Source organism: Asticcacaulis sp. AC402, assembly GCF_000495835.1.
In the GTDB taxonomy this organism is placed as follows: Bacteria; Pseudomonadota; Alphaproteobacteria; order Caulobacterales; family Caulobacteraceae; genus Asticcacaulis.
In genome coordinates this window covers 1-26,164 of record NZ_AWGC01000029.1, presented here as the reverse complement: position 1 = coordinate 26,164, position 26,164 = coordinate 1, and the positions used below count along the sequence as shown (strand labels likewise).

Genomic DNA, 26,164 nt, shown 5'->3' with positions numbered 1-26,164 from the left:
TTATGGTCCGGCCCTATGACCCTGCGCACCACGTCCCTTCCATCTGGTCTTATTGCCGCTGGCTTAGCCCTTCTGGCTGCCTGCTCGCCGCCCCGGGCCGATACCGCCCCTGCCGTCTTGGTCGAGCCCGCGGCGCAACCGGCCGTCACCGCCTCGGACGTCGGTTTCAGCATAGCGTCCCCCATTGCCTGCGAACTGGGTAAGGATTGCCTTATCCAGCAATATGCCGATCACGACCCGGCCAAAGGGCCAGCCAGCGACTATACCTGCGGCATCGCGACCTATGACGGCCACGACGGCACCGATTTTCGTATCCCGGACAAGATCGCCCAGGCGCGTGGCGTCGCCGTCCTGGCCGTCGCCGATGGGGTCATCGCCGGGGTCCGCGACAGCGAAGCCGACTGGGAGGTCGGCGCCTACAATCAGTCCGCCATCCCATCCAACATGGCATGCGGCAATCGCGTCTTCGTCCTCCATGGCAATGGCTGGGAAAGCCAGTATTGCCACATGCGGCGAGGTTCGCTTGCGGTCAAGGACGGCCAGAAGGTCAAGGCCGGCGACGTCCTGGGCATGGTCGGCCAGTCCGGCTGGGCAGCCTTTCCCCATGTTCACCTGACCGTACGCAAGAACAAGGTCCCCGTCGACCCGTTCAACACCTCTTCAGCCTGCTCACCCACAGCGGTGACCAGCCTGTGGCAGGCCTCAGCACGGCAGCAGATGGCCTATCGCGGCCGCCAGGTGCTTAATGCGGGCTTTGCCTCCGGGCCGGTGACCATGGATGCCATCGAACGCGGCGGTATCCCGGCGCCGACGGCCGCCAGTCCGGCCCTGGTCGCCTGGGTTCGCGCCATCAACCTGAAGGCCGGCGATATCCAGACCCTGACCATCTATCGCCCCGATGGTAAGGTACTGAAAGCCTCGCCGCCCACACCGCTCGATCGCAACAAGGCTCAGTACATGCTGTTCACGGGCGAGCGCCCGGCCAGCGGAACCTGGCGAAAGGGCACTTATCGCGCCACCTACGCCGTCACTGCCGGGACGAAGACCGTTCTGTACCACGAGTTTGCCCTCAACCTGCCATAAAGGTGGCATTGACCCTGCCGGCACGCATGTCATTGTGCCATCGAACCCCCGGGTCTTTTTGGGCGACAGGACAGTATCATGACAACAATCACCGGTACGAACGGCGCCTGGGGCTCCCATGGCGCGGCACCGCCCCCCGGACAGGACGGGGCTGACGGCGGTGACGCCAGTCAGGGCGCGGATGGCGAGAGCTTGAGTGTGTTCGTCACCGAAGAGACGATCCAGGACCTGCTCGGCAACAACCTGCTGCAGGTCACTTCGGGCGCTGGCGGCCAGGGCGGCTCCGGCTCCGCGGCAAATCCCGGGACACCGTCTGGCGGAACAGGCGGAGACGGCGCCATCGGTGGCCGGGGCGGCGACCTGCTTATTGACGTCACGGGCATCAGTTTCAGCAGCGTTATGACTCTGCTCGCCTACGGCGGGGCGGGCGGCGGGGGTGGTTCCGGCGGCCAGGGCGGCAATGGCCTTGCCGGCATCGGCGGCGCGGCCGGTCTGTCGGCTGACGGCAGTGACAGCGGCGATGTTCTTATCCGGATTAGCGATAGCGTGTTCACGGCTGACGCGCGGCTGGACCTCTTGGCCATTTTCGCGGCCGGCTACAAGATGGGCGGCTACGGCCGTACCGGCAGTTCGGGCGACACCCCCGGCAATGGCGGCGATGGCGGCAAGGGCGGCACCGGAGGCACGGCCAACATAGAGGTCGACGGCATCTGGCTTCCGTTTCATACCGCTGGCACCAGCCACCGCATTGAGGTGACCGGGGCACTCGGCGGTCTCGGCGGCGACGGCGGTCGTGGCGGCGCCGCCACGCAGGTGGGGAGTTATGGCGCAGGCGGCCGCGGAGGGGACGGCGGCCGCGGCAGCGACGTCGGCATCAGCTTTACCAACAATCATCTCACCGGCACGGCTGCCGATGAGCAGATGGAACTCGAATTCATCCTGTCTGGCGGCCGTGGCGGGATCGGCGGACTGGGCGGCCAGGGCGGCACAGACCTCGCCGAAACGGCTGCCGCCGGCGCCAATGGCGCCTCCGGCAGCGCCAACCTCACCTTCGCGGGCAATCATATCGACGGGGGCGCCGGCACCGATAGCCTGACCCTGACCTTATGGCGCAGCACGTTTGTCGACACGGATCTGGGCGAGGTATGGGACGCAAACGGCATCGGCGTCATCGACGTCAATCTGACGACCGGGATCATGACCGTGGGCGGTCAAATCAACACCATAACGGGCGTCGAGAATATCTATTTCCGTCTTGAAGACAGCAGCTATGCGCCCGGCGGCCCGCTGGTGGACATGCCATCCACTGTCTATGCCACCGGCAACAGCAGCGCCAATCTGCTGGTAGCCAGCACCTGGGCCGCCGCCGCGTTCAGCGGCGAAGGTGGCAATGACAGCCTTTGGGGTCGTGACTATAACGACTATTTCCAAGGCGGAGCCGGCACCGACGATCTCGCCGGTTATGGCGGCGACGATACCTTGCTGGCGGGCTCAGGCGTTGACTTCCTCGAAGGCGGCGACGGTCAAGATTATCTCGATGGCGGCACCGGCAGCGACACCATGGTCGGCGGCGGGGGCGACGACACCTATGTCGTGGACGCCAATGGAGACATCGTCAACGACCTGAACGGCGGCGGTACCGACACCGTCATGACCGGGCTGACCTGGACCCTGGGCACCTACATCGAAAACCTGACCCTGACCGGATCCGCGAATTCAAGGGGCACGGGTAATGATCTCGGGAACATTCTGACCGGCAACGATGGCAACAACACGTTAACGGGTGGGCTGGGCGATGACTCCTATTTTATCCAGAATACCGGCGACAACGTCGTCGAAGCCAATGGTGGCGGAACGGATGTCATCTATAGTCAGGTCAGTTACAATCTCACCGGACGATTTGTTGAAACCCTTGTCCTGACAGAGTCAGCCACCGACGCCATCGGCAACAGCTACGCCAATGCCCTGTTCGGCAATACCGTGGGAAACCTCCTGGATGGCGGCGGCGGCGCCGACACGCTGGGTGGTGCAGCGGGCGATGACACCTACATGGTTAATGTGGCGTCCGACGTCGTCATCGAGAGCGCCGACGAAGGTACGGACATTGTCTACGCCTCGGTCAGCTACGTCCTGTCCGCTGACATCGAACGCCTGATCCTGACCGGCACGGCCGCCAACGGAACCGGCAATGCCTCCAACAACGCCATCACTGGCAATGACGGCAACAATGTCCTGGACGGCGACAGCGGGGTCGATACCCTGGTCGGTGGCCTCGGCAACGACACCTACCATGTCGACGACAGCCTGGACATCGTCACCGAAGCCTCGGGCGCCGGCACCGACACCGTCATCTCCAGCGCCAGTTATAATCTCACCGGCCGGGTGGTCGAAAACCTGACCCTGACCGGCGTCGACGACCTGACAGCGATCGGCAACGGCGTTGGCAACAAGCTGACCGGCAATACCGGCAACAACCTGCTGGACGGTGGCTCCGGCGCCGACACCCTGACAGGCGGCCTGGGCGATGACACCTATTACGTCCAGGCGACCGGCGACAAGGTGGTCGAGGCCGGCGGTCAGGGTGCCGACATCATCTATGCGTCCGTCAGCTACACCCTGACCGGCCGCTTTGTCGAAACCCTGGCCCTGACGGGATCGGCCAACATCAACGCCACAGGGAACTCTCTGGCCAACACCCTGATCGGCAACGCAGGCGCCAACACGCTTAACGGCCTGGGTGGCAACGATATCCTGACGGGCGGTCTGGGCGCTGACATCTTCCTGTTCCAGCTTGGCAGCCGTACTGACACAGTTACCGATTTCAGCGCTGACGAGAACGACACGATCAACGTCAACGCCTATACCGGCGGTGTCGCCAATGACGGCCTTATCACCCAGGTCGGTGCCGATACGGTGATCAACCTGGGCGGCGGGAATGTTATCACGGTCAACAACGCGCTCCAGGCCGAAGTACTCGCGCACATCACCTGGTAGAAAAGACGCGACAGCCTGCGGGTAAATAAAGTATGAAAATGCCATAAACAATGTGCAGGGGCCTACATCATGAAACCTATTTATCTGGCCGCGCTCGACCTGTCGTCGGCGCTTCGTTTTTCGCATCTTGAGTCCGGCGCCAGCACACATACGTTCAGCCCGGGCACCGCGCCGGTGACGCTGAACGTGCCCTCGGCCCCCAGCCTGTCGGCCGTCGCCGCCAGGACCGGTACGGTTAGTGACGGACGGACGGACACGGTCTCCGCCGCGACCTTCGCCGTCGCAGACACTCTGGCCTTCGACCTGACAGCAGCCCCCAATAGCGGGCCGATCAGCGCGCCCTACATCATCGACAACCATCAGCCCTACCTGGGCATCACCTTCCTCGTCCCGCTGAGTGGCTACTATCCGCCGCGTCCGTCCCTCCACGACGCCCCGGAAAGCGGCGTCAACGACTCGGCCTATCTCGGCGGCATGCGCATGTTTGCCGGCAATTTCGCGCCCTCCTATACCACCACGGCCAGTGGCCAGCTTTTGTCCATCTCCCAGAACACAGCGCTGTTTTCCCTGTTCGGCACCAATTATGGCGGCGATGGCAGATCGACCTTCGCCCTGCCCAATCTGGATGCCCGCGCCGTCGTCGGAGTCGGACAGGGGCCGGGGCTTTACGAGCGCGTCGTCGGAGAAGAATACGGATCAAATACTTTCGAGATTAATTCCAGCGTCCTGCCGACCTCGGCAGGCGGAAGCGGTTACAGTTTCGACAATATCCAGCCCACCCTCGCCACCACCTATATGATCCAGGTTTATGGCATATTCCCGTCCTACAGCAGCCTGCCAAGCGACGGCCTGATCTCCAACAACATGGATATGATGGGACTGGTTGTGCAGTTCGGTGGCAACTTCGCGCCCTACGGCTATCTGCCCTGCGACGGCAGCCTGCTGCCGATTTCGGAGTATGAGGCCCTTTTTAACCTGATCGGCACGACCTATGGCGGCGATGGTCAGGAGACCTTCGCCCTGCCCGATCTGCGCGGCCGCACCGTCGTGGGCACCGGTCAGGGTCCCGGCCTGAGCAACCGCATGCTCGGCGAGGTCATCGGTACCGAAAATCAAACGATCCAGCAAAGCCAGATGCCCTCGGACATGGGCGGCAGCAACCATGCCGTCAATAATGTCCAGCCTTCGCTGGCCCTGAACTATATCATCTCCCTGCAGGGCATTTTCCCATCGCGGAACGCCATTACCGACGCGGATCCGGAAGAACAGTTTCTCGGCGAAATCGCCATAACCGCAATTACCTATGCCCCCAGGGGCTGGGCCTTCTGCCACGGTCAGCTCCTCAGCATCGCTCAGAACCAGGCCCTTTTCTCCATCCTCGGCACGACCTATGGCGGCGACGGCCGCACCACCTTCGCCCTGCCCGACTTCCGCGGCCGCACCGCGGTGGGGGCCGGTGATGGCGTTGTTCTGGGCGAGAGGGGCGGCACCGAAGTGACCTATCTGTCGTCCGCCGCCATGCCCGCCCTGACCCTGAATGGAAATGCCAGCGCCAACAGCCTGTTTGGCGCTGGCCAGAATGATACGATCAACGGTAACGGCGCCAATGACCGGCTGGTCGGCAATGCCGGTAACGATCGGCTGGACGGCGGCACCGGCAATGACACCATGGAAGGCGGAGCCGGCGACGACACCTATTATGTCGATGCCACGACCGACAGCATCGTCGAACTGAACAATCAGGGCTTTGACAGCGTCTTTTCCAGCGCAACCTTCAGCCTGGCCTTCACCTTCATCGATAACCTCTACCTGACAGGCTCGGCCAATATCAACGGTACCGGCAATGGCCAGGCCAACCTCATCACCGGCAATACCGGCAACAACCGGCTGGACGGCGCCGCCAACAACGACACCATGAACGGCGGCATGGGCGACGACACCTATGTCATCTCCAATGTCGGCGACGTCATCAACGAAAACGCCAGTGAGGGTACCGATACGGTCGAGTCGGCCATCACCTTCACCCTCAGCGATGTCCTGGAAAACCTGACCCTAATCGGGACGGCCGACATCAACGGCACCGGCAATGCCGGCAACGATATCCTTACCGGCAATACTGGCATCAATACGCTGACCGGCAAGGCAGGCAACGACACCTATAACGTCCAGAACACCGGCGACAATGTCGTCGAAGCGGCCAATGAAGGCACGGACCTGATCAACTCAACCGTGACCTACAGCCTGTCCGGCCGCCAGGTCGAAAACCTGACCCTGACCGGCTCGGCCCATGTCAACGCGACCGGCAATGGTTTCGCCAACATTCTGACGGGCAATAGTGGCAACAACGTCCTCGACGGCGGCGCCAACAACGACACCATGGCTGGCGGCGCCGGCAACGACACCTATCTCATCAGCGCGGTCGGCGACGTCGTGATTGAAAACGCCAATGAGGGAATTGACACAATCCAAACGTCCTTCACCACCACCTTGGGCGCCAATGTTGAAAATGTCACCCTGACCGGTTCAGCCGACCTCAACGCGAACGGCAATACCCTCAACAACGTCCTGACCGGCAATGCCGGCGTCAACATCCTGACCGGCGGAACGGGTAACGACACCTACTATATCCAGAACGCGGGCGATAACGTGGTTGAAGTCTCGGGCGGCGGTTCCGACGTTATCTTCTCGACCGTCACCTACTCATTGAACCTGCGCTACGCCGAGACCCTGAATCTGACCGGCTCCGCCAATATCAATGCTACCGGCAACTCGCTGGGCAATACGCTGGGCGGCAATGACGGCAACAACACCATCAACGGCAAGGGCGGGGCAGATAATCTCAGCGGCGGCTTTGGCGCTGATATCTTCCTCTTCGACGCCAACAGCGGCACAGATACGATCACCGACTTCAGCGCGTCACAGAACGACAGCATCAACATCAACGCCTATACAGGCGGGGTCGCCAATGCCGGTCTGGTCACCCAGAACGGCGGCAATGTGGTCATAAATCTGGGCGGCGGTAACGTCATCACGGTCAACAGCGCCGTGGCGGCCGACGTCCTCGCCCACATCGTGTGGTAAGAGGTGAACCCACCTTTATCCTCCCCCGTTGCACGGGGGAGGTGTCGAGCGAGCGAAGCCGAAGGCGTAGCAAGTCGAGACGGAGGGGGCGTTACAAGCTCCCTTCCTACGGAATCAAACTGCCCACGCCCTGTTTGACGATCTCGCCGAACAGGCTGTTCTTCTTCTTTTTCTTCTTATCGGCAGCGGTCGTCTCAGGCGGAGCCTGATCTTCGGGCTCAGAGCGACCGGTCATGCCGAACATGCCGGCGCCACCCATATCCTGGCCCAGTAACCCACCCGTTTGCGACTTGTAGCGGATCTTGGTCGTCCACTGGATGTTCCAGGCGACCTTGGGGTCTGCCGGCCGCGCCGGGTAGCTGAGATTGGTTTCGCCGCCGTAGGCCGTAATGTTGTACATGGCGCCCTCACCGGCATTGGCAACTTCGGCCGGCACGGTGCAGGCCGTCGCCGTCCCCGGCAGCAGCACCTTCGACGCCGTCAACCGCTCGATATCGCCTGGCGTCAGATAGTCCGGCGCCATACCCATCCAGCCGGTATTGCTGGCCGCCGAGGTCCACATGATGAAGGTGTCGCGCTCACGCCCGGCACCGATCGCCGTCGCCACAAAACCCCTGGCATTCGGAATCGCCGCCCACGTCAATGGCACCGCACCCGAAGCCGCCTTCTGATTACCCGACACCTTGATCGGCGCCAGGAAGTCCTGACCCTGGTTCAGGGAAAAGTCGATCTGTGGGGCATAGTCCGTTTTCACGGTGTGCGCGCCGGTCAGCGAATGGCCGGTAAAGCCGCTGTCGGTTTTGGCATTGGGCCATTCGCCATAGGCCTTGACGCTGTCCGGGGTCGGTTTCTTGACGGTGTCCAGCGTCACCTGCGGCGCCAGTTGCTTGACCAGGGTCATACGCTGGTTCGGATCGGTGATCCTGGCCAGGTCGATCACCAGGGGCTGGCCGGCGGCAGCACGTTCACCGCAACCCCAGTAGATCAGGATCTTGCCCTTGGGCGGCTCATAGCTCTGCGGCTCGCCAGGCGTATATGGGGTCGGCTGCGTCGGCGTGGCCACCGTGCGCTTGTAATAGAGCGGCAGGTCACCCGCCGTCATCCGGTGGTCGCCGGTCGTCTCGGTCCTGGCCACCTGGTTCGAGCCCAGCGTCAAGGTCACAGTGTGGTTCACGTCACCGGACATCATGCCCATCATTGACGACATGGACGGCGCCTTGCCTTGGCTCATTCCGGAGCCGCCGAGGCCGGCCATACTGAAGCCAGAACTGGTGGTGGTATCGATCCAGTAGGTGGCAACCGGACCGGTGACGACCTGCTTGGGCGGGGTCGCCGTGGACGCTGGTCCGGCAACAAAGGTTGTGATCACAACGGCTGCACAGCCGCGCGTGAGGAATATACGAGCGCTACCCATACCCACTCTCCTGAAATATGCCTTGAAACCTCGCCATCTAAGCGAACTGAGCGGGTGTGGCAATTTACATTTCCGTTAGATGTGAAACCAACGGCAACCCCTTACTGCGCGGTCCACCCGCCATCGACCGGGATCGACGCACCCGTGATATTGTGCGCCAGGGGGCTGGCCAGCCACAGGGCCAGCAGGCCGATCTCGCGCGGGTCGGACATGCGCCGCGTCGGTTGCTTTTCGGCCAGCAGATCGGCGGTGCCGGCGTCGCGATCACCACCACAGGCCGCCGCGCGCGCCTGGATCTGCGGCTCGATCAGCGCCGTCTCGGTCCAGCCCGGGCAGATGCAGTTGACCGTTACCCCGCCGCTGTCGCGTGTCCCTGCCTTCGCAAATTCCAGCGCCGCCACCTTCGACAGCCCGACCAGGCCGAACTTCGACGCCACATAGGGCGCCTTGGCTTCGGAAGCGACCAGGCCATGGACGGAGGCGATGTTGATCACCCGGCCATAGCCGCGCGCCGCCATCCTTGGCAGGACATGGCGCATGGTGCGAAAGGCGGCCGACAGGTTGACCGCGATCAGATCGTCCCAGTTGTCGTCGGTGACCTCGCTGAACCGCGCCGTCTTCTGAAGGCCGGCATTATTGACCAGGATGTCTGGCCCGCCCCAGGCTTCGGCAGCCTCCATCAGTCCGGCAATCGCCGCCGGATCGCGCAGGTCGCCGGCGAAGAACCGCGCGTCGGCTGCCCCGGCCGCGCGCATGGCAGCGACCGCCCGGTCAGCCTCGTCCGGCGTCGCCAGGCCATGGACCCCGACCCTGGCCCCGGCCGACGCCAGGGCTTGCGCGACGGCAAAGCCTATCCCGCTCACGGAGCCGGTAACCAGCGCCGTGCGGCCTTCCAGATATCCCGATGTCATGAGGGAAACTTACAGCCTTTCCAAAATGGAGACGTAGTTGGCGACCGCTCCGCCGCCCATGTTGAAACACATACCCAGGTTGGGATCATGAAGTTGCATGTCGCCGGCCTCGCCGGTCAGCTGTTTGGCGGCGATAACGTGCATGCTGACCCCGGTGGCGCCGACGGGGTGACCCTTGGCCTTCAGCCCGCCCGACATATTGACTGGCAGCCTGCCGTTGCGCCCGGTACCGCCGTCGATAACCAGTTCGCGGCCCCTGCCCGGCTCGGCCAGGCCCATGGCCTCGACCGACAGCAGCTCAGCAATGGTGAAACAGTCGTGGACCTCGGCAAAGGAGATGTCGCCGATGGCCACCCCGGCCTGCTCATAGGCCCTGGCGAAGGCGCGGCGCGGGCCTTCGAAGGCCGTCATGTCCTTGGCTGACAGCGGCAGCAGGTCATTGACCTGTTGCGCGGCACGGAAACCGACAGCGCGCCTGAAATCGCCGGCCATGTCTTCGCGGACCAGGACGATGGCGGCGGCGCCGTCCGAAACCAGCGAGCAATCGGTCTTCTTCAGCGGCGCGGCAATGATCGGGTTCTTCTCGGAGGCATGCAGGCAGAAGTCCAGCTCCAGCGGCTTGCGCAGTTGGGCGAACGGATTGTGCACGGCGGCGGCGTGGTTCTTGGCGGCAATATGCGCCATGGCCTCGGTCGGGTCGCCATACTTCGCCTGATAGGCCAGGGCGAACCGGGCGAAGATTTCGGGGAAGCTCATCCCCGCCTCTTCGCGCTGATAGCTGGCGGCACCGAGCGCCCGGGTAACGGTGGCACCGTCGACCGCGGTCATTTTCTCAGCACCGACGACCACGGCCGCTTTCACACGCCCCGACGCGATGGCATCCATGGCCGCGTACACGGCGGCCGAACCCGAGGCGCAGGCGTTTTCCAGCCGAGTCGCCGGCTTGAAGCGCAGGCCGGGATCGGCGCCCAGGATCATCGAGGCGCAGAAGCCGTCGGGGACCATGCCGGCGTTGAAATTGCCCAGCCAGACGGCGTCGATGTCTTCGCCTGTCAGTCCGGCATCGGCCAGGGCTTCGCGGGCGACGGCATGAATCATCTCCTCCAGCGACATATCAAGACGGCCAAACGGGGTATGGCCCCAACCGACAATGGCAGCTTTCATGACTTCAGTCCTTGCAGAAAAGTTTCGATGGCGGTGACGGCCTCGCCCTCGTCCAGCATCGGCGCGTGGCCGCGATTGCGCACGGTGACCGCCTTCATGCCGGCGTGGCGCTCGCCCATCTTCTTCAGGGTATGGGCCGACAAAAGGTCGGAGATTTCGCCGCGCACGGCCAGGAGCGGCAGACCTTCCAGCTTGTCCCACAGGCCCCACAGATCGGGCGGCGCCACGGTCGGCTCAGGGGTGGCAAAGGCCTGGGCGATGGCTGGGTCATAGGCCGGGGCGATGCTGCCGTCGTGCCGGACCTCATAGGTCCTGCGCGCAAAGGCCAGCCAGTCGTCATCATGATAATCGGGAAAGGCGACGGCGTTGGTCTCACGCGCCCGGGCGGCAGCGTCTTGCCAGGTGGCGACGGCGATGCCCTTGCCGGTATAGCCGGCGATGCGTTTCAGCCCGGCCGGGTCGAGCTCGGGTCCGACATCGTTGATCACCATGCCGGCGATCGCCTGGGGCGCAAATGACCCCATAATCATCGCCATCAGCCCGCCCATCGAGGTGCCGATAATGGCCGTGCGCGTAATCCCCAGCTCGGCCAGCAGCTTGAACATGTCCTGGACGTAGACGCCCGGTGCGTAGTTGGCCGGCTGATCGTCCCACTGCGACTTGCCGCGGCCGCGCTGATCGACCGAAATAACACGGTAGGTCTTTGCGAGGTGGGCGGCGATCCATTCGAAATCGGCGGAGTTACGCGTCAGGCCGTGCATGCACAGCACCGGCATGCCGGAGCCGCCCCCAAGGGCTTTATAGTCACGGGCATACAGCTGCAACCGCGTGTCGGCGCTCTGGTACCAGATGTCGCTGTAGATGGCGTCCACCGCCGGCTCCCTGTATTTTTTCGACGTCTAAGCCGCTTCTTATCATTTGTGGAGACACTATTTTTCAACATCCGTTGAGTGTCAACCTTTTTTCAACAGTCATTGAAAATTTGACCGTTTCGTTTGAGTTGTGTCACAGGGTAAACAAAACAGGAAGATACCCACGTGAAAGCCCCGCTTAAAGCCGCTCTGCCTAAGGTCTCTTCAGGCAAGGTCTCCTCAGGCAAGATCTCCTCGCCAAGGTCTGGCGGCCTCCAGAGCCGTCGCGACCTGGTGCTGGATTCCGCCGAGGCGTTATTCTCCGAACGCGGATTTTACGGCGTGACGGTGCGTCAGGTCGCCGACATGGCCGGGGTCGACGTCGCCCTGCCCAATTATTATTTCGACTCCAAGCGCGGGCTGTTCGATGCGGTCTTCCTGCGCCGCGCCGAGGTGCTGAACGAGCAGCGCAATGACGAGCTGGACGCCGCCTTTGCTGCCGCCGAACGCGAGGGCCGCACCGTTCGGGTCGATGAGATTCTGAACGCCTTTATCCGGCCGGTGATGACCGCCCAAAGTTCGCTCGATCCGGGCTGGCGCAACTATTGTCGCCTCGTCGCCGAGGTCAATTCGTCGGCGGTATGGGCGGGGATGATGACGTCGCATTTCGACAGCCTGATCACCAGGTTCATCGCCGCCCTGCATGATGCCGTACCGGGCGTTGCGCCCAAGGACATGTACTGGGCCTATCATATGCTGACCGGGGCCCTGACCCTGACCATGGCGGACACCGGGCGGATTGACCGTTTGTCGGGCGGGCTGTGCCAGTCGGGCGACGCGGTGGACGCCTATGGCCACCTGGTCAGTGTCTTCACCGGCGCCTTCCTGGCGTTGCCGCGAAGCGCAGATTAAGGGAAGGTATCCCCTGTTTCCAGATAGCCACTTCCCAAAAATCGGAAATACACCAGGGCAAGCCGTTGGGCACAGTTGGCCGCCGCTGCGCTCAGTCTTCCCCAGTTGTGGCTTAACTCGGGAAGATGTTTTGACTCACAATGTCAAAGACCGTATCACTTGCCGGCGCTGGATGGGTATGCTGCGGCCTGGGTGGAGGCTCGCCAGATGGCGCCATCACCCCGCATATGGAGCTGACAGTCATCACGGTGCGCACTACGGGTTATCCCCGGCAGCTGAGGCTCCCGATCAACGGACTGACAATCGCCTTGATGTCAGACGCTGGCCGAGACCTCAGAGTTCCAATGTATTAAATGTATTTTTTGTACACGAATTTAGCCGACACTTGAATTGATCGATTTTTCACGCCGGGCAGCCGCCCGGCATCTTCGAGAATTTCAGGAAATATGCGTCAGGATCATCGCGGGGTGGAGTTATGCCACCCCGCGTTCTTCTTCGTTCGTGGGTGAGCGTAGCCAGGACATATCCTGGCAAGCGCAAGGAACGCACGAGCAAGCCAGGCCTAAGGCCGGCCGCAAGACCTGAACACGAACACCACGAACCCGCCGCTTTGCGGCGACACGAACCGACACGAACTTCGCGATTACATCAGCGTCCCCTGGACATCGCCGCCTGGTAGCCCGGGCTCTGCCTGCGTCGCCTCGCCGGGGCCGTCGCGCTTGGTCCCCGTCGCCACGACCTGCAAAGCGCCATCGGGCAAAGGCCGTTGCAAGTCTTGCGCCTGCGCCCATGGGAGCGTCATCCACGCCTGGCATTCGTCCAGCGTCGTCAGGATCACCGGCATCGCCTTGTCATGCACCGCGCCGACCTCAGCGTTGGGCTCCGTCGTCAGGAAGGCATAGAAGTCGCCCGATACCGGATCGCCGGACACGCGCACCTGCCGCGTCGTCTTTGTCCACACCCCGGCGAAGAAGAACAATGGCCGCGCCTCATTGAAAGCGAACCAGTGATTGATCTTGGAACCCGACACCTGATCCGGCTCGGCAAACGACGTCACCGGCACCAGACAGCGGCTTTCGACCCCCAGCCAGCGGCGCCAATGCGGCGACCTGGTGTTGCGCACATTGGTCACGCCGATGTCGGACTTCTTGCCCTGAAGGGCAAACGGCGGCGATGGCATGCCCCACTTGGCCATGACCAGCTCCAGCTCGTCCTCGACCACGCGCAGCACCGGCGCGTCATAGTTCGGGAAAATCCCGGAGATCGGAAACTGGTTCCCGGCCCGGTCACGAACCGCCTTCCAGGCCTTTACGAAGTCGATAATCGCCTGGGCGTTGGTGGTTTGACTGTACAGATTGCACATGGTCGCGGCTCCGGCATCCACAGCCTGCGACGCTACCCGCTTGACTCTTTCGCGGCAATGAGAACAAAATAAGAACATTCTTGCCACAGTGCGCGGGAACCAGCCCTGGGAGGGTGACATGCTGATCAAAGACGGTTTCTTTGTCGACCTGGAAGGGGTGCGGGATTTCACCGGGCGGCGCGACACCTATTGCAAAGCCTTGCAGGACCGCAAGGATCCGAACCTGTTCCACATCGGCGGCTATCGCTACGACGCCTATGGCCAGTCGCTACAGCCCCACGCGCCCAAGGTCATTGATGTCTGGCATGGCGAGAGCGAAACCAAGGGCCACGCCAAAGAACGCCGCATGAAGATGAGGGACGACGGCGCCTTCGCCGACATTGTCCGCGCCCTGGAAAGCCGGGACCAGCCGTGGAAAACGCAGGTCCGCCTGTTCGATATGAAGCCGTATGACAAGCTGCGCGGCACCTGCCTGGCTTGTGGGTTATCCGTAGTCCATCAGGTCCGCCGCCTGGTCGAAGAAGCCCGCTATGGCACCCGGACCGTCCAGCAGATCGAGGACGCGTCGGTGTGCCGGCGGTTGACGTGTAAAGGGCGGGTTACGATTGAGAGGGAGAGGCCGTGACGCGGCCACGCGAGTGGCTGCAATGCGCGGCGCAACTCGCGCGGCGAGGGTTTATCGTCTCTGACCTTTTGCTGTCTCGGCTTCACAACGCCCTTATGGTGCGCTACCTTTACGTTAACGTAGCGTCAATCGGACGTTCAACGGGGAATGTCGGCTAACGCACCAAACTGGGGGATTGATATGAGTTGTCTGGGGGTCCATTTCGCTTTGACGGCGGACGACGTCGCTGCATTGCAAGGCATAAGTGGCGAACAGGAGCGTCTGGCGTTCTTGCAAGAGGAACTGGAGGAGAGATATTTCGCAGGGCCAGCGGAATACATTGCCCAAAGCGACAAATCCTGGGACGCCATGCATCGAACGCTTTCCGACGGAGAGCTTACATCGGATGAAGGCACGTTTCCACTTAACCACACCGTGCTCGCCGGTACGCCTTTGTATTCCGCGGATGACTACATCATGAGCCTGAAGACACCGGAACAGGTCAGGGCCGTTGCCTCCGCGATTGAGCATCTGACGATCGCGGATTTCCGCCAGGCATATGAGCGCATTGATGCTGCGAGTTATGAAGGCGAAATCGGAGATGAGGATTTCACATATACCTGGGAATGGTTCCAGCACGTTCGGGTTCTATATCTGCGTGCTGCGGCGGAAGGGCGGTTTGTTCTTTTCACGGCTGATCAGTAGCAAGCTGTAGAAATTTAGTGACAACAACAGGAGCACTATTCCCCAGAAGTCTGGAAAGCGTGCTCGGTAGGCCGACGCTCGCCGCGCGCCAGGACGAAAGCCGCGAGGCGCAAGCGTTGATCAGCCGTGCTTCTGTCATGCCTCGGCAAGGCCGGCAACATCGCCGATCAGCTGGCCAGGCTCGATCTCGTCGTTCTCGACGAACTGAGATACCTGCCGTTCCCGCAAGCCGGCGGGCAACTTTTGTTCCATCTGATCAGCCGGCTCTACGAAAAGACCTCGATCATCATCACGACCAACCTGACCTTCGCCGAGTGGCCGAGTGGCCGACCGTCTTCGGCGATCCCAAGATGACCACGGCCTTGCTCGACCGGCTCACACATCACTGCGACATCATCGAGACCGGGAACGACAGCTGGCGCCTGCGACACCGCACCTGAAGTTATCCACAAACTGTTCAACCTCCCCCCAGCCCCCCCCCCTCCGGGTAGAACAACGACACCCAGTTCAAATGAACGCGGCGATGCGCTGCGCGTCAGAAGGGCTCCGCTTCTCGCCGCTCAATGCACGCACAAAGAGGGTCCCTTTTCCGCGACGATAAGGGGTCCTTTTTCGACGCCGGTTGACACTCATATCTCCAGTTTTCCCGACCTGGGGGAAGCGTTCGCCTCAAAAGTGTGGCCGTTCGGCAGATGCGGGGCGTTCGCCGTCTTTTTGGTCTGAATCCGTTTGGATTTCTGGGCATTTTGGTACGTGAAATTTTCACATTCCTTTCACATAGCACGTTTTTATAATGTTAAATAAGTTTTATTTTTCAATAATTTATGCCCAAATTGACACAGCCTTAAAACATGGAAGTTTTCGCTTCGAATAGCCCCATTCCAAATGTCGTCTATGCGGTCGCAAAATTGTAGCGGAAGCCTGTGCCCCCGATTTGGTCTTATAGGCAAAGCAGCACGATTCAAGTGAGCGCGGTTTCCAACTAACTGCTGACGGAAATCCGCGAGGTCAAATTTTCTATAACATTCCGACCTGCTTAGCTGGAAATCATTCAACGGGTCACCAACGTCTGCCGTTTGCGTTGATGCATTCGGCCCGCGTAATCCGCTGGACAAGAAACCCGAAGCCTTCAGCCTCGTCGCCTAACTTTCCGTCCGCATCCCAAGGTTTCTTACCGAGAAGCACCCGGCGTTTTGAAGGCGAACAATTTTCGACACCGTTGCGCAACATCGCGCAACGGTGTCGAATTGAGTGATCGGTGCCCTTTAGGCAGACTTATCTCCGTCAGACATGGAGAATTAAAATGCAAACAGCTTACACTCAATCAATCCACTTTCCTTATGACAACGCCAAAGCAGCGGATGTTGATGCCATCGATAGCCTCGTTATTGAGCAGGCGACAGGCCAAGACAACGAAGCGATCGCGGCAGAGATGCAAGCGTTTTATCGCCAGTACGGCGCCGGTATGATCAAAGATCGCGGCTTGCCGGTTCTTACAAGCACTCTGGGTCGACGCGATGTCTTTTTTATCCGTGCCGGTGCCAGCGGCCGCCTTCTGGCTGTGTCGGCTATCTTTAATCACGATGATGAGCGCGTAAGAGAGTTCGGCGGGCAATGTTCAGCTTTTCCCCATTTCGGCCTACAGCGCCTGTTGAACCGGGTAGGTCTCGCGTGGGAATTGCATCGCGGTGTTTCAAATCCCGCTATTGCTCTTGTGGATCGTCGCAACCAGCCGTCATCACGCAATTTGATCGCGTGTGGATTTCAGCGCCGGCGGCCCAGTTCACAGTTAATTGCCAAGCTTGGCATTAGCGCCGAGCGCTTCAGGCAACTTCATCTGTTCCAGATGGCTGAATATGTGGCTGATTATCAGGTCACCCTGCTGAAGTCAGCTATTGATGGGATTGACGTTCGTTCATCAGCCACCGGAAAAACGCTGCCCCTTAGATCTCACCTGGGCTTTTTGCCCGCCAACGACAACTACCCATTCGATCAGGCCTGATGCCTCTGTATGCAATCCGCGCAACGCGGCAGCGTAGTGTTTGGCACTCGAAAGCATAGGGATAGTCTGGATAAAGGAGATAGTATCATGACTTTACAAGCGATTTCTTCATCAGTTGATGAGGCAACCAAACAGGCCGCCCCCCCCCGAATCTTAAGGGCAAAACGGCCATTGCGGCCGTCGTTGTTGGTGTCGGGTAATTGGTGGCTGGTGTCGCCGAACGAGGACCCGGATACCTACTGCGCGGTACAAAATCTGGCGAACACACTGGCGTATGCTGGTGAGGCCTATAAGTTAAAGCAAATCCGGGCAATCGCTCCAAGTTTCTATGCGGCTGGCATTCTCATTGACTGTGAAGTCGTGCGTTCTGATGGCGGGGTCGGGGTGATTGATTTGCTGGCAATAGGTGGCCGGCTCATACATCTGACGGGGGAGGCGGCCCCCCTGAGTCTGACCCATCTGCGTCGGCCGCCGTGCCTGGATTCAAAGACCCAGGCCAGGGAGTACCTGACGTTTTTTTGTCGCGCTCTTCAGGGTGATGAAGGCACCTTTTTCGTCACGACCGATCACGGGGACCTGCCTGGGTTGATCAAGAGGCGTGGCGGCGCTGCCTCGGGAATTGATAATCTTGATTTCACCTTAGATTTGTCCCGCGAAGAAGTTGGCAATACCGGTTGTGATTCCGTCCCACTTTGGACAGCGAAAGCCCTGGTTGCCTACGGCCGCAAACTTTTTAGAGCCTCGTTTATTCTGCGCAAATCAGGCCAAGTCGAAATGGATGATGACGGCGAATTGGAAGGCATAGGTACGAACCGCCAGGAAATGTATGTCCGCGGTATCAGGGTGCTGGTGTGACTAACTCAACCTAGAGTCGAAAACGCAAAAGGAGTCAAAGATGGACGACATTGAAAGAGAAGACGCTCGCGCAAAATGGCCTCGTGTGAAGGGAGTTGTGATTGCAGGCGTGGGTGAGTTGGCGGCGGAATGCCGTGGGCATCTTGGTCCTGCCAATCGTGGCAATGGGAGTGTCAGCGCTCAGGACAAGACTAAAGCACTCCGTCATAGGGTCACGACAGAGATTATAAATAATAGTAGCCAGGATACTGACGTCAGTGGCAGACTGCGCGCCTACAAGGTGCTGGAAGCTCCGCTAGCTGTCTCGCCACCACCCGAGTTGAAGGCGGTCGCTGATCTGCGTGATCAAGCGCCAAATCTCGCCGCGGTCCTTGACGATCTGGAAATCGATCTAAGGTTCATGAAGCGCAAGGGTGTCCAAATGGCACCCCCGAGACACATCCTCCTGTGGGGTGCGAGCGGCGCCGGCAAAACTTGGGCCGCAAATCGCTTGGCCGGCGTTCTCTCGGAAAAGGCGATGTTTCATTCTGCTGCGGGGATGAGTTCGGCGATTGAGATTGTCGGGCAACCGGCAGGTTTTCGTTCGGCTGACGCCAGCCTCGCCGTTCGGGCTATCGCCCGCAGCCGGCGGGCTAATCCGGCGATTGTCTTTGATGAAATTGACAAGGCTGGGTCCAGCGACTGGAACGGAGACGTGCGACTTGCCCTTTTGCCATTTACGGAAGCCGAAAGTTCGTCTCATTATTACGATGCCTTTACACAGATCCATATTGATTGTTCGCATGTCACGTGGATTTTTACGGCCAATCAGATAGAAAAGCTCCCCGAGCCGCTGGTAAGTCGTCTTTCCGTCTACGAGATTGCACGTCCCGGAGTAGAGAGCCTCTACGCTGTTCTCAAAGGCTTTCGCCAGGACATGGCACGCCGCTATGGTCTATCTCTGACCAAAATCCCGGCGATTGACGATATCCTGCAATTACGCGTTGAGAAAGCTCTTCTCAGGGGCGACAGCCTTCGCGATATCCGGTCTGAGTTCGAGGTGGAGATCAAGCGCCGTGCCGTTGCCAACCCACGCCGTCGGCCCCAACCTCGACCTACGCCTATGCCGGTGACTTAGGTGTTCGAGAGCGTTGAAATTTTTCTACTTAAAATTGCATTTATAAGTATGCGCCTGACGCGCGCTAGGCGTTGTGCCGGATCTTCATCCGGTGTGTAAATGTAACCGTAAACCTCTTTGACAATTGATTTGCCATTATTCGGAAAACCCAATGACCCAATCTGATCAACCGGCACTGACCTCTAGGAATGATTTGATGAGAGTCGCTCAGGCCATCCTGAGCGCGCAGTCTGTCCCCGACAAGGTTGCTGCGGCGGGAAAGCACGAGATCCTGTTCAGACCTGGCGGACTGGAGGCGTTTTCGGAATTTCTCCATTCTGTGCTGGGCGCTGAGTCGTCAGCCTATGGTGACTGGCTGAGCAGCCTTGCGGGGTTTGCAGCCTGTGTCAGGCTTTACGGTTGGCAGGAAAATGCCGCGGCCAAAGTTGAAGGGCTTGCAGCCCTAGAAAGTGAAGGCCTGGAGAAGGGCTTCCTGCTGCCGCCAGCATTTATCTATGTAATGGCGCATGCTCTCGTTAAACGCGCTGCAGAAAAATGGCAGTCCCTGGGTGCCATCACCCTTGACGATGGGACACAGGCGCTGAGTGAGGTATTGCTGGGCTGGCTTTATCAGGTGAGCGGCGACGAGAGCACCCCCGACAATATCCGCGCGATTATCGAGAATATGATCGACGGGGAAAATGAAGACCACGACGAATTTGCAGAGATTGCTGCGAGGGTTGAGCGGGCGGGAGCACCCCCGCGTGTTTCCATTGGCAACCCTGTGGACGATCCGCAGGTCCCAGTAGGACAACATATTGCCGACTATTTCTCAGCTCTTGGAGACCACGCGTCGGCTGTTTCGATGCATGCCGCCGTTGCCGATTTTATGTTGGAGGAAGGACAACCTGATGCGGCAGTGGCAAGTGCACGCGCCAGCCTTGGCGAACTTTCTGAGCTATTTGGCCCGTCAGGGACTACGCATGCCGTCATACGACTCATTGCTGCCCGCGCCATCGGCGAATGTCTCGGTGAGGATGTGAAGTCAGGCATAATTCACCTCGACTATGCCATTGGCATTTGCCGCAGCGAACTTACTGATTCACAATTCGATGCCGGGTTTAACTTCTGGACGCTCCTTGCCCAACTCCATCAGGAACGGGCCAACTTGCGGCGGTTACACGAACCCGTGATGTTCCTAGCACTGGAGGACAATGACGAAGAGATTAGAATTACTGAGCAGCTGACGTCTGATCGTCCGGATCTTCTGGATAGTCCAACTTGGCGCCGGATCATCTCCAGCGCGTACAGTCGGCGTTTTGCCGGCCGACGGGAAATCGCTTGCTATGACCAGGCCGCCATTGCCGACCTTAGTCGGGCAATCGATCTCTTATGCGACGTGCCGGGTGCTGAAGACGAACTCAGGCGTTTGTACATCTGCAGGGCAGATGCCCAAATGGGTACCATCCGCGCCCAATCCTTGGCTGACGCGAAGCGATCCATTGCGGACTATGAAGCGGCTATGGCACTGACGCCGCCGACCGACTTCACCGATCGCCAGCATATTCTTAAGGGCTTGGCGTTCGCTGAAATGCGGTTTGGGTATCCCCTGAAACCGATCAAGGCGAAAGTCGAGACTGCCATTGAATTGGTGGATCAAAGTGACGATGGCAATAGTTTGGAGACCTTAAAAAGCCAGGCTTCCCTGTGGATGAACCTTGGAAGCTTGCGTTGTATGGACTCTGATGAAACCTGGAGCCGGCGCATTGAAGCCTATGAACGCGGGCTGATGTATCATGAACGGGTTTTGACCCTTGTGGATCCCAATGACGCCAGCCGCCACGGAGAGACAATGCATATGATTGCCAGATGCTGCCTGCAGCTTATTGCCCCATACGCTGCCCAAGCCACCGAGCATGATTTTGAATTTGCACACGCCTATGCTGAACGGGCCATCGACATATTGTCATCAGATGGGCTCAAAATAGAATCTATGGTCGATTGGCGCGATGACCTGGCCCAGGCCTATGTGAACCGCTCGGCGCTTTGGGGGGTGCGTGGTGTTGCCTACACAGACCTAGCCAGGGATGACATAGATCGTGCCATTGCTGTTAGGCGCACTCTCGTCCAAAATTACCGGGACGAACGTAGTCTCGAAGGCTGGAAGCGACTAGCTCCATTGTTACTGCACCGTGCGTCCGAATTTTCGTCTGGCGATATTGGTGGTGATGAGATTATCGGCATTTGCTCTGAAATCGATGAACGGTTGTCCGCTTACAGTCGGTTTATGGCGGTGTCAGCAGGAGTATCGGTTATGGAAGACCCGGCATGGACAAGTTTGATCATGACATCGCGCTCGGCCCTGGCCTTGGTCTATGATGATCGGGGCGATGTCGTACGCGCCCTGCAGGCTAGTGAAGAGGCCTATACGGCATGGCAGGCGACGCCGCGCGTCAGTCGAATCGATTCTGAAGACGTGGAACTATTACGTGATCACGCCGTACGGCTGATGCGGGTAGAGCGATTCCAGCAAGCAGCTGAGGTGCTTGATACCGGTCTCGATAGCCGGAAAATGGACATTCATCAAGCACGGACGTCGGCAGGTAAAAGAGAGACGATAAAAAATATTGGACTTTTAGGCCAGCTCGCGGCTTTCGCTCTTGCTAGGTTCGGTAATCCTTCTGCCTCACTTGAATACCTGGCAAAGACTAGCAACATCCTTTTGCGTGAAGCCTATGATACCGAGCATCTCGTCTCCGATCCGCGAGTAGGTGAGTCGACACGCCAGGAGATAATCCGGCTGAGAACGACAATGGATAGTCTAAGGGGCAAGCTCGAAGCGGCGCCGGATGGGATCCAATCGTCGTTCAACAAGAAAAACGAGGCGGCGCTCCGCAAGGCATTGAATGAAACCTGGGAGGCGCTAGAAGCTGAGGTAGGTGTTGCCGGGATCTCGCTGACCGGCAGCATTCCGACGGCGGCTGAAATTGTCTCACTAGCACCTGAGGGTGGCGCCTTGGTGATCCCCGTGACCACGACCTTCGGCACCATCGTTTTGCTGGCAGGGGCCGACATCGGTATTTCGTCGGTTGAACTTATCACGCTTGATGGCGGGCAGATAGAACGGTGGAGCAAAGATGTTCGGGAGGCCGAACAGGATTTTCTCCGCAGTATAGAAGATGAGGGGGCGTCAGGGGGCTCTGTAGGAATTCTTGCCTTTGACACGCGGCTAAAACAGCAGGCGCTGGGCTATTGGGACGCGTTCGTCGGGCCGGTGGCCGAGCGACTTTCCGCGACCGGCCTTCCAGAAGACGCGCCGATAACCTTCGTCGTTCAAGGCCCGCTGGATTCCATTCCACTGCACACCGCGGCACGTCAAGAGGCAGGCGCCCTACGCTATGTCATCGAGGATCGCGTGATCAGGTTCGCGCCTGGCCTGGCCGCGCTTGTTCGCATGCGTCGGCAGCAGCAAGGCACGCGAGCCGGTAAATCCAAGGTTCTTGGCATTTTTGCGCCTCAAGCCGATACGCAAACGCCCGTGGATCTGCCGTCCTCATTGGACATCGAACTTCCGGAACTTCGTCAGATTCTGGGGGATGAACTTGTGGTTGTCGCCAGGTCTCAGGCGACCCGTGCGTGGTTCCTTGATCAACTGGCGAGCTGGCGAGCCGAATATGGGGCTCTGCATATCAGCACCCATGCGCAGTACAATGCCGATTCCCTCGAGCAGTCAGGACTTAGATTTGTCGATGCTGAAGGACGATCTTCTGTCGTCAGTGTCGCCGATATCCTGCGGCTTCAACCTATCGCGCACCTGTGCCAGGTGTGTCTCGCCAGTTGCCAATCCGGGCGTTCTGATAGCGGCGACCTTGCCAGTGAATCTTTGGGTTTGGTCGGTGCTTTTATTCAACTGGGCGCGCAATCGGTCTTGTCTGCCCTGTACTCGATCCTTGACAGATCTGCAGCGCAATTCATTCCAGCCCTCTATGCACGCCAAACGCAAGGCGCCGATCTCGCGACGGCGTTTCGAGATGAGGTGGTTTTTCGCCTAAATTCCGCCCGACACGACAATGTTTCTGTGGTTTCTGCGACCCAAGCGGCATTTCTAGACCAAGTTCTGCAGGGACCTGCGGCGAGTGCTGATGTCCGACTTGGTGCACGCCCGAAACGTTCTGTCTCGGTCGCTTTGGGCGCTGACGAGACACAGTCTGCTTTCTCACTTATCGACTGGGCGGCCTTCAAAGCAACATGTGCATGATGGCGCCCCTCACAAGAAAGACTCGTGCATCTTTTTGCAACACCCGAAGCAATACGATCCCAAGGCTATCCTTCACTTTGCTGTCTACCCGCCAAATGACAGAAGGAAACCATTATGCCCGTGACGTTTAGCCATGCATTTTCCGAATTGTGCAAATTCGCGTTCGAACGACGGCCTGTATTTCAGACAATCGGTAAGCGAAAGATTGTCGTCGAAAATCAAGCGCGTCTAGCGGAGCTGCTTAATGTCGACCGCGCATGGGTTACGCGCCGATGCACAGGCAAAATTGATAGCATCACCGACGGGCATGAATCGACCCTAGTCGCCGGTGTAGGCCGGGCTCAACTGCTATATGCGATCTTCGGCGTTGATCGCAAAGTCTTCGAACTTAGCGGGGAGGCTTTCGATGCCCAGTTGTTAGCCAAAAAGAAATTATTTGAGACCGAGATTGAACAAGATCTGCCGCTTAGGCCGGCAGATAGCCGTCCATGGAGCCGTCTGCGCGGTCGTTTGAAGCGGACACAGCTAATCGAATTTGAAACCGTAGCATCACGCTTTCCACGTTCACCGGCCGACATTCGTCAGGAGATTAACACCAGCACGACCCGAACGATATTTCCAGCACCAAGTCTAACTCGCCTTGGTCGCGCAGCACCTGGAAGTCAGAAAAATCGCCCCTGCCGGCAACCGCTTCCGACAGGTGCGCCCCATGTCCTGCTGGGCATTCACGATGTCAATCTTCGTATAGCCTCGCCAGAAGGCGTCGATTGGTCGGGCTGGGAGTGCACGCTGTTACTAGAGGATATGCTGGAGCCAAATCCGGACGCGAAAGTCTCGTCTATCTTGCCCCGGGAAGGCACAAACAATCCCACGTCAGGGCTTGAAAAACGTGAGCGGCTGTCCTGCAAACTCGATGTGAGCGGCCGCCTCGATCTTCCGGAACTTTATCCCGACGCCAATCTTCATGATCGGTTTCTAGATCTGCTGGCGTTTGTCCACCGGGTCCCCTTAAGTTCCCATCCAGAGCTGTTCCGATCAATGACCAGGCCATTGGGTGAAGATGTAAATGAAGACTACCTCGACGGCGAATTTATCGACCGGCTCAATCCTTCCACCCGTGATCTATATCGTATGGCAAAAGAGAGGCCGAACCTCGGAAAGACAGATTACACCACTAGTCTGGAAACTGGCCTGCTCTCCAGCGAAATGCTCGATAAATTTGCCGTTTGGTTCGAAAATGAAGAAAAAATAGGGGATGCTTATGGTTTCAGGCTGCCGTTTTATCAGGCTCTGCCTGCCTGACTGGAATTGAAATCCCGCCCGTTCAGCCAGGCGTTGTCGCACCCAATCATTATCAGGGAGCAGGTTTCGGACACCGTGACTAGGGCAAAGTCAAGGAATTGTCTTACACGTAAGTCGTATCACCTATTGTGACTTACGTGCATAGAATTTCCGCGACACGATACGAAATACCCAATCTTTTTGCTGAATGCCTTCTGTCGCGGGTCAGGTTTCCCTGCCCCGCGACAGCCAATCACATCACTTAGCCACCTTCAGCTTGAACAACGGCCCGGTATAGGTGCGCACCGGATTACCGCGTTCCAGGCTTTGCTGAACCGACCATTGGTCACGCCGGGCATGCGCACCCGCCTCCAGACTACGCTCTTCGAGGAGCAGGGCCAGCTTCAACGTCGCCAGCTTGCGGTTGGCGTGCTGGGAGCGCTGTTCCTGGGCCGTCGCCACAAACCCGGTCGGCCGGTGGACCGCCCGTACCGCGCTGTCCGTCTTGTTGACATACTGTCCGCCCGGTCCACTGGCCCGCGTAGTCGAAAACGCGACATCGCTTTCGGGCGAATGCGCCAGGACCATACCCACGAACCAGTTGCGATGCTTGGCGAAAAAGGGACCAGAGTGATTGACCAATGACTTGGCCTTGCGATCAATCACCAGGCGCGTAATTCCACCAGAAGTACCAGTACCTCTGCCCCACCAATGTTGCTGCCAACGTTGCGATATCGTTGGTCCCCTGCAAGACGATGTCCGAACAATAGAGAAACTGTTCCTTAGCCACGGCTATAGCTTCGGCCTTTTCCTGCACGGGTTTCCTGACACGCAAATTGAGCACATCGCCGCTCATGCCGGCCACATCGGCGCCGAAGTTCTCATGCCACAACTTGAGCCTGGCTACGTGATATTCCGCAGGCGGACATTCGTTCCCCCCGCCCCATTTCAGATAGGCGGGAGTTTCCCAGCTCTTGTCAGTGGGCACCAGGACGATATGGACCTTTGGCAGGAATTTCCCGGTTAATTCGTTTCCAGCAATCCCACCAAGACAGTCAGCAATGTCGGTCGCGACGCTTATCCCCAGATCGTATGGTTCCAGGTCCGTCGGCCATTCGCCGACAAAGTCTTTTTCCATGACACTCAAATCGTAAGCGTCATGCCAGGCCTTCAGATCTTCCGGAAATTTGATCGCTTCGGCAGCTTTAAGAATAGCAGCGGGTGTGTGATTGGGGTCTTCGCTGTTGAAAGCGAAGACCTCGGCCATGATGCGAAGGTTGTCATCGCCACCGACGACCACAGGCCAGCCTCGCCCGGCCGTAGTCAATCGCAACCATTCAGCCTCCGCCATGGCGCCGTCGACGGTGATAAACTCATAGGGGAAGTCTTTTAGCTCCTCGGCAAACGAGGATGTATCAAGCTGTGCGGCGGCCGGGTTGGCGCTGACAAAGCCCAGCGCGCTCATCGCGCTCATCAACCAACGTTTGGTAAAATCGATCATACGGCCCCCTGAAGTGAGGCGCCATTCAAGCACATACCCCCGGCCATGTGAACCAGGCGGGACTGTTAAAGAAAAATGGGATCAGACTC

17 protein-coding genes and 2 pseudogenes are annotated in these 26,164 nt (G+C 59.2%); 12 read left to right on the top strand and 7 right to left on the bottom strand.

The window, feature by feature from the left end; translation table 11 throughout:
• Positions 1 to 15 precede the first annotated feature (15 nt).
• The 3 genes from ABAC402_RS35655 to ABAC402_RS39415 all read left to right on the top strand — a co-directional run bounded on the left by ABAC402_RS35655 (position 16) and on the right by ABAC402_RS39415 (position 7,158).
• Positions 16 to 1,083, top strand: coding sequence for a M23 family metallopeptidase (locus tag ABAC402_RS35655; RefSeq protein ID WP_023450671.1), 1,068 nt, complete (start codon positions 16 to 18; stop codon positions 1,081 to 1,083).
• Between the two features lie 78 nt (positions 1,084 to 1,161).
• The gene (locus tag ABAC402_RS40330) at positions 1,162 to 4,077 is read left to right on the top strand and encodes a calcium-binding protein (protein WP_023450670.1); all 2,916 of its coding nucleotides are present in this window, start codon (positions 1,162 to 1,164) and stop codon (positions 4,075 to 4,077) included.
• Positions 4,078 to 4,146: 69 nt separating this feature from the next.
• The gene (locus ABAC402_RS39415) at positions 4,147 to 7,158 is read left to right on the top strand and encodes a tail fiber protein (RefSeq protein WP_023450669.1); all 3,012 of its coding nucleotides are present in this window, start codon (positions 4,147 to 4,149) and stop codon (positions 7,156 to 7,158) included.
• A 106-nt stretch (positions 7,159 to 7,264) separates the two neighbouring features.
• On the opposite strand, the gene ABAC402_RS35640 is transcribed toward ABAC402_RS39415, so the two are convergent.
• From ABAC402_RS35640 to ABAC402_RS35625, 4 genes are all read right to left on the bottom strand, one after another.
• On the bottom strand, positions 7,265 to 8,572 hold the full coding sequence (locus tag ABAC402_RS35640) for a hypothetical protein (RefSeq protein WP_023450668.1): 1,308 nt from the start codon (positions 8,570 to 8,572) through the stop codon (positions 7,265 to 7,267).
• A 101-nt stretch (positions 8,573 to 8,673) separates the two neighbouring features.
• The gene (locus ABAC402_RS35635; RefSeq protein WP_023450667.1) at positions 8,674 to 9,483 is read right to left on the bottom strand and encodes a 3-hydroxybutyrate dehydrogenase; all 810 of its coding nucleotides are present in this window, start codon (positions 9,481 to 9,483) and stop codon (positions 8,674 to 8,676) included.
• 9 nt (positions 9,484 to 9,492) lie between these two features.
• The gene (locus ABAC402_RS35630) at positions 9,493 to 10,647 is read right to left on the bottom strand and encodes a thiolase domain-containing protein (protein ID WP_023450666.1); all 1,155 of its coding nucleotides are present in this window, start codon (positions 10,645 to 10,647) and stop codon (positions 9,493 to 9,495) included.
• Positions 10,644 to 11,519 (bottom strand): alpha/beta fold hydrolase, encoded by an 876-nt coding sequence (locus tag ABAC402_RS35625; protein WP_023450665.1) that lies wholly within the window; start codon positions 11,517 to 11,519, stop codon positions 10,644 to 10,646. Before ABAC402_RS35625 ends, ABAC402_RS35630 begins: the two co-directional genes overlap by 4 nt.
• 165 nt (positions 11,520 to 11,684) lie before the next feature.
• Here ABAC402_RS35625 and ABAC402_RS35620 point away from each other — a divergent pair, with 165 nt between their 5' ends.
• Positions 11,685 to 12,410, top strand: coding sequence for a TetR/AcrR family transcriptional regulator (locus ABAC402_RS35620; RefSeq protein WP_023450664.1), 726 nt, complete (start codon positions 11,685 to 11,687; stop codon positions 12,408 to 12,410).
• A 643-nt stretch (positions 12,411 to 13,053) separates the two neighbouring features.
• Here the strand turns inward: ABAC402_RS35620 and ABAC402_RS35615 are convergent.
• Positions 13,054 to 13,773: an SOS response-associated peptidase gene (locus ABAC402_RS35615; RefSeq protein WP_052025360.1), complete on the bottom strand. Its 720-nt coding sequence runs from the start codon at positions 13,771 to 13,773 to the stop codon at positions 13,054 to 13,056.
• Between the two features lie 118 nt (positions 13,774 to 13,891).
• Here ABAC402_RS35615 and ABAC402_RS35610 point away from each other — a divergent pair, with 118 nt between their 5' ends.
• The 8 genes and pseudogenes from ABAC402_RS35610 (at position 13,892) to ABAC402_RS35575 (ending at position 24,595) form a co-directional block, all read left to right on the top strand.
• Entirely contained in the window at positions 13,892 to 14,398 is a 507-nt protein-coding gene (locus ABAC402_RS35610; RefSeq protein ID WP_023450662.1) for a hypothetical protein, read from the top strand.
• A 147-nt stretch (positions 14,399 to 14,545) separates the two neighbouring features.
• On the top strand, positions 14,546 to 15,082 hold the full coding sequence (locus ABAC402_RS35605) for a YfbM family protein (protein ID WP_082180027.1): 537 nt from the start codon (positions 14,546 to 14,548) through the stop codon (positions 15,080 to 15,082).
• Between the two features lie 144 nt (positions 15,083 to 15,226).
• A pseudogene (locus tag ABAC402_RS35600) lies at positions 15,227 to 15,522 on the top strand (ATP-binding protein); the annotation flags it as partial.
• A gap of 863 nt (positions 15,523 to 16,385) precedes the next feature.
• Positions 16,386 to 17,084, top strand: a complete 699-nt coding sequence (locus ABAC402_RS35595) for a hypothetical protein (RefSeq protein ID WP_023450659.1) — start codon at positions 16,386 to 16,388, stop codon at positions 17,082 to 17,084.
• Between the two features lie 87 nt (positions 17,085 to 17,171).
• Entirely contained in the window at positions 17,172 to 17,939 is a 768-nt protein-coding gene (locus ABAC402_RS35590) for a hypothetical protein (RefSeq protein WP_155847450.1), read from the top strand.
• Between the two features lie 40 nt (positions 17,940 to 17,979).
• Positions 17,980 to 19,056, top strand: coding sequence for an AAA family ATPase (locus ABAC402_RS39410; protein ID WP_023450657.1), 1,077 nt, complete (start codon positions 17,980 to 17,982; stop codon positions 19,054 to 19,056).
• Positions 19,057 to 19,207: 151 nt separating this feature from the next.
• Positions 19,208 to 23,293: a CHAT domain-containing protein gene (locus ABAC402_RS35580; protein WP_023450656.1), complete on the top strand. Its 4,086-nt coding sequence runs from the start codon at positions 19,208 to 19,210 to the stop codon at positions 23,291 to 23,293.
• Between the two features lie 114 nt (positions 23,294 to 23,407).
• On the top strand, positions 23,408 to 24,595 hold the full coding sequence (locus tag ABAC402_RS35575) for a hypothetical protein (protein WP_023450655.1): 1,188 nt from the start codon (positions 23,408 to 23,410) through the stop codon (positions 24,593 to 24,595).
• 237 nt (positions 24,596 to 24,832) lie between these two features.
• On the opposite strand, the pseudogene ABAC402_RS35570 reads toward ABAC402_RS35575, so the two are convergent.
• Both ABAC402_RS35570 and ABAC402_RS39405 read right to left on the bottom strand, forming a co-directional pair.
• Positions 24,833 to 25,120: pseudogene (locus ABAC402_RS35570) on the bottom strand (peptide chain release factor-like protein); the annotation flags it as partial.
• Between the two features lie 112 nt (positions 25,121 to 25,232).
• On the bottom strand, positions 25,233 to 26,075 hold the full coding sequence (locus ABAC402_RS39405; protein WP_023450653.1) for a DUF4253 domain-containing protein: 843 nt from the start codon (positions 26,073 to 26,075) through the stop codon (positions 25,233 to 25,235).
• Between the last annotated feature and the right edge of the window lie 89 nt (positions 26,076 to 26,164).

Coding starts and splice junctions, on each gene's coding strand:
- ABAC402_RS35635 (WP_023450667.1), bottom strand. CDS start 9,483: ATGACATCGGGATATCTGGAAGGCCGCACGGCGCTGGTTACCGGCTCC.
- ABAC402_RS35605 (WP_082180027.1), top strand. CDS start 14,546: ATGTCGGCTAACGCACCAAACTGGGGGATTGATATGAGTTGTCTGGGG.
- ABAC402_RS35655 (WP_023450671.1), top strand. CDS start 16: ATGACCCTGCGCACCACGTCCCTTCCATCTGGTCTTATTGCCGCTGGC.
- ABAC402_RS35640 (WP_023450668.1), bottom strand. CDS start 8,572: ATGGGTAGCGCTCGTATATTCCTCACGCGCGGCTGTGCAGCCGTTGTG.
- ABAC402_RS39415 (WP_023450669.1), top strand. CDS start 4,147: ATGAAACCTATTTATCTGGCCGCGCTCGACCTGTCGTCGGCGCTTCGT.
- ABAC402_RS35630 (WP_023450666.1), bottom strand. CDS start 10,647: ATGAAAGCTGCCATTGTCGGTTGGGGCCATACCCCGTTTGGCCGTCTT.
- ABAC402_RS35575 (WP_023450655.1), top strand. CDS start 23,408: ATGCCCGTGACGTTTAGCCATGCATTTTCCGAATTGTGCAAATTCGCG.
- ABAC402_RS35590 (WP_155847450.1), top strand. CDS start 17,172: ATGACTTTACAAGCGATTTCTTCATCAGTTGATGAGGCAACCAAACAG.
- ABAC402_RS40330 (WP_023450670.1), top strand. CDS start 1,162: ATGACAACAATCACCGGTACGAACGGCGCCTGGGGCTCCCATGGCGCG.
- ABAC402_RS35595 (WP_023450659.1), top strand. CDS start 16,386: ATGCAAACAGCTTACACTCAATCAATCCACTTTCCTTATGACAACGCC.
- ABAC402_RS35580 (WP_023450656.1), top strand. CDS start 19,208: ATGACCCAATCTGATCAACCGGCACTGACCTCTAGGAATGATTTGATG.
- ABAC402_RS39410 (WP_023450657.1), top strand. CDS start 17,980: ATGGACGACATTGAAAGAGAAGACGCTCGCGCAAAATGGCCTCGTGTG.
- ABAC402_RS35610 (WP_023450662.1), top strand. CDS start 13,892: ATGCTGATCAAAGACGGTTTCTTTGTCGACCTGGAAGGGGTGCGGGAT.
- ABAC402_RS39405 (WP_023450653.1), bottom strand. CDS start 26,075: ATGATCGATTTTACCAAACGTTGGTTGATGAGCGCGATGAGCGCGCTG.
- ABAC402_RS35615 (WP_052025360.1), bottom strand. CDS start 13,773: ATGTGCAATCTGTACAGTCAAACCACCAACGCCCAGGCGATTATCGAC.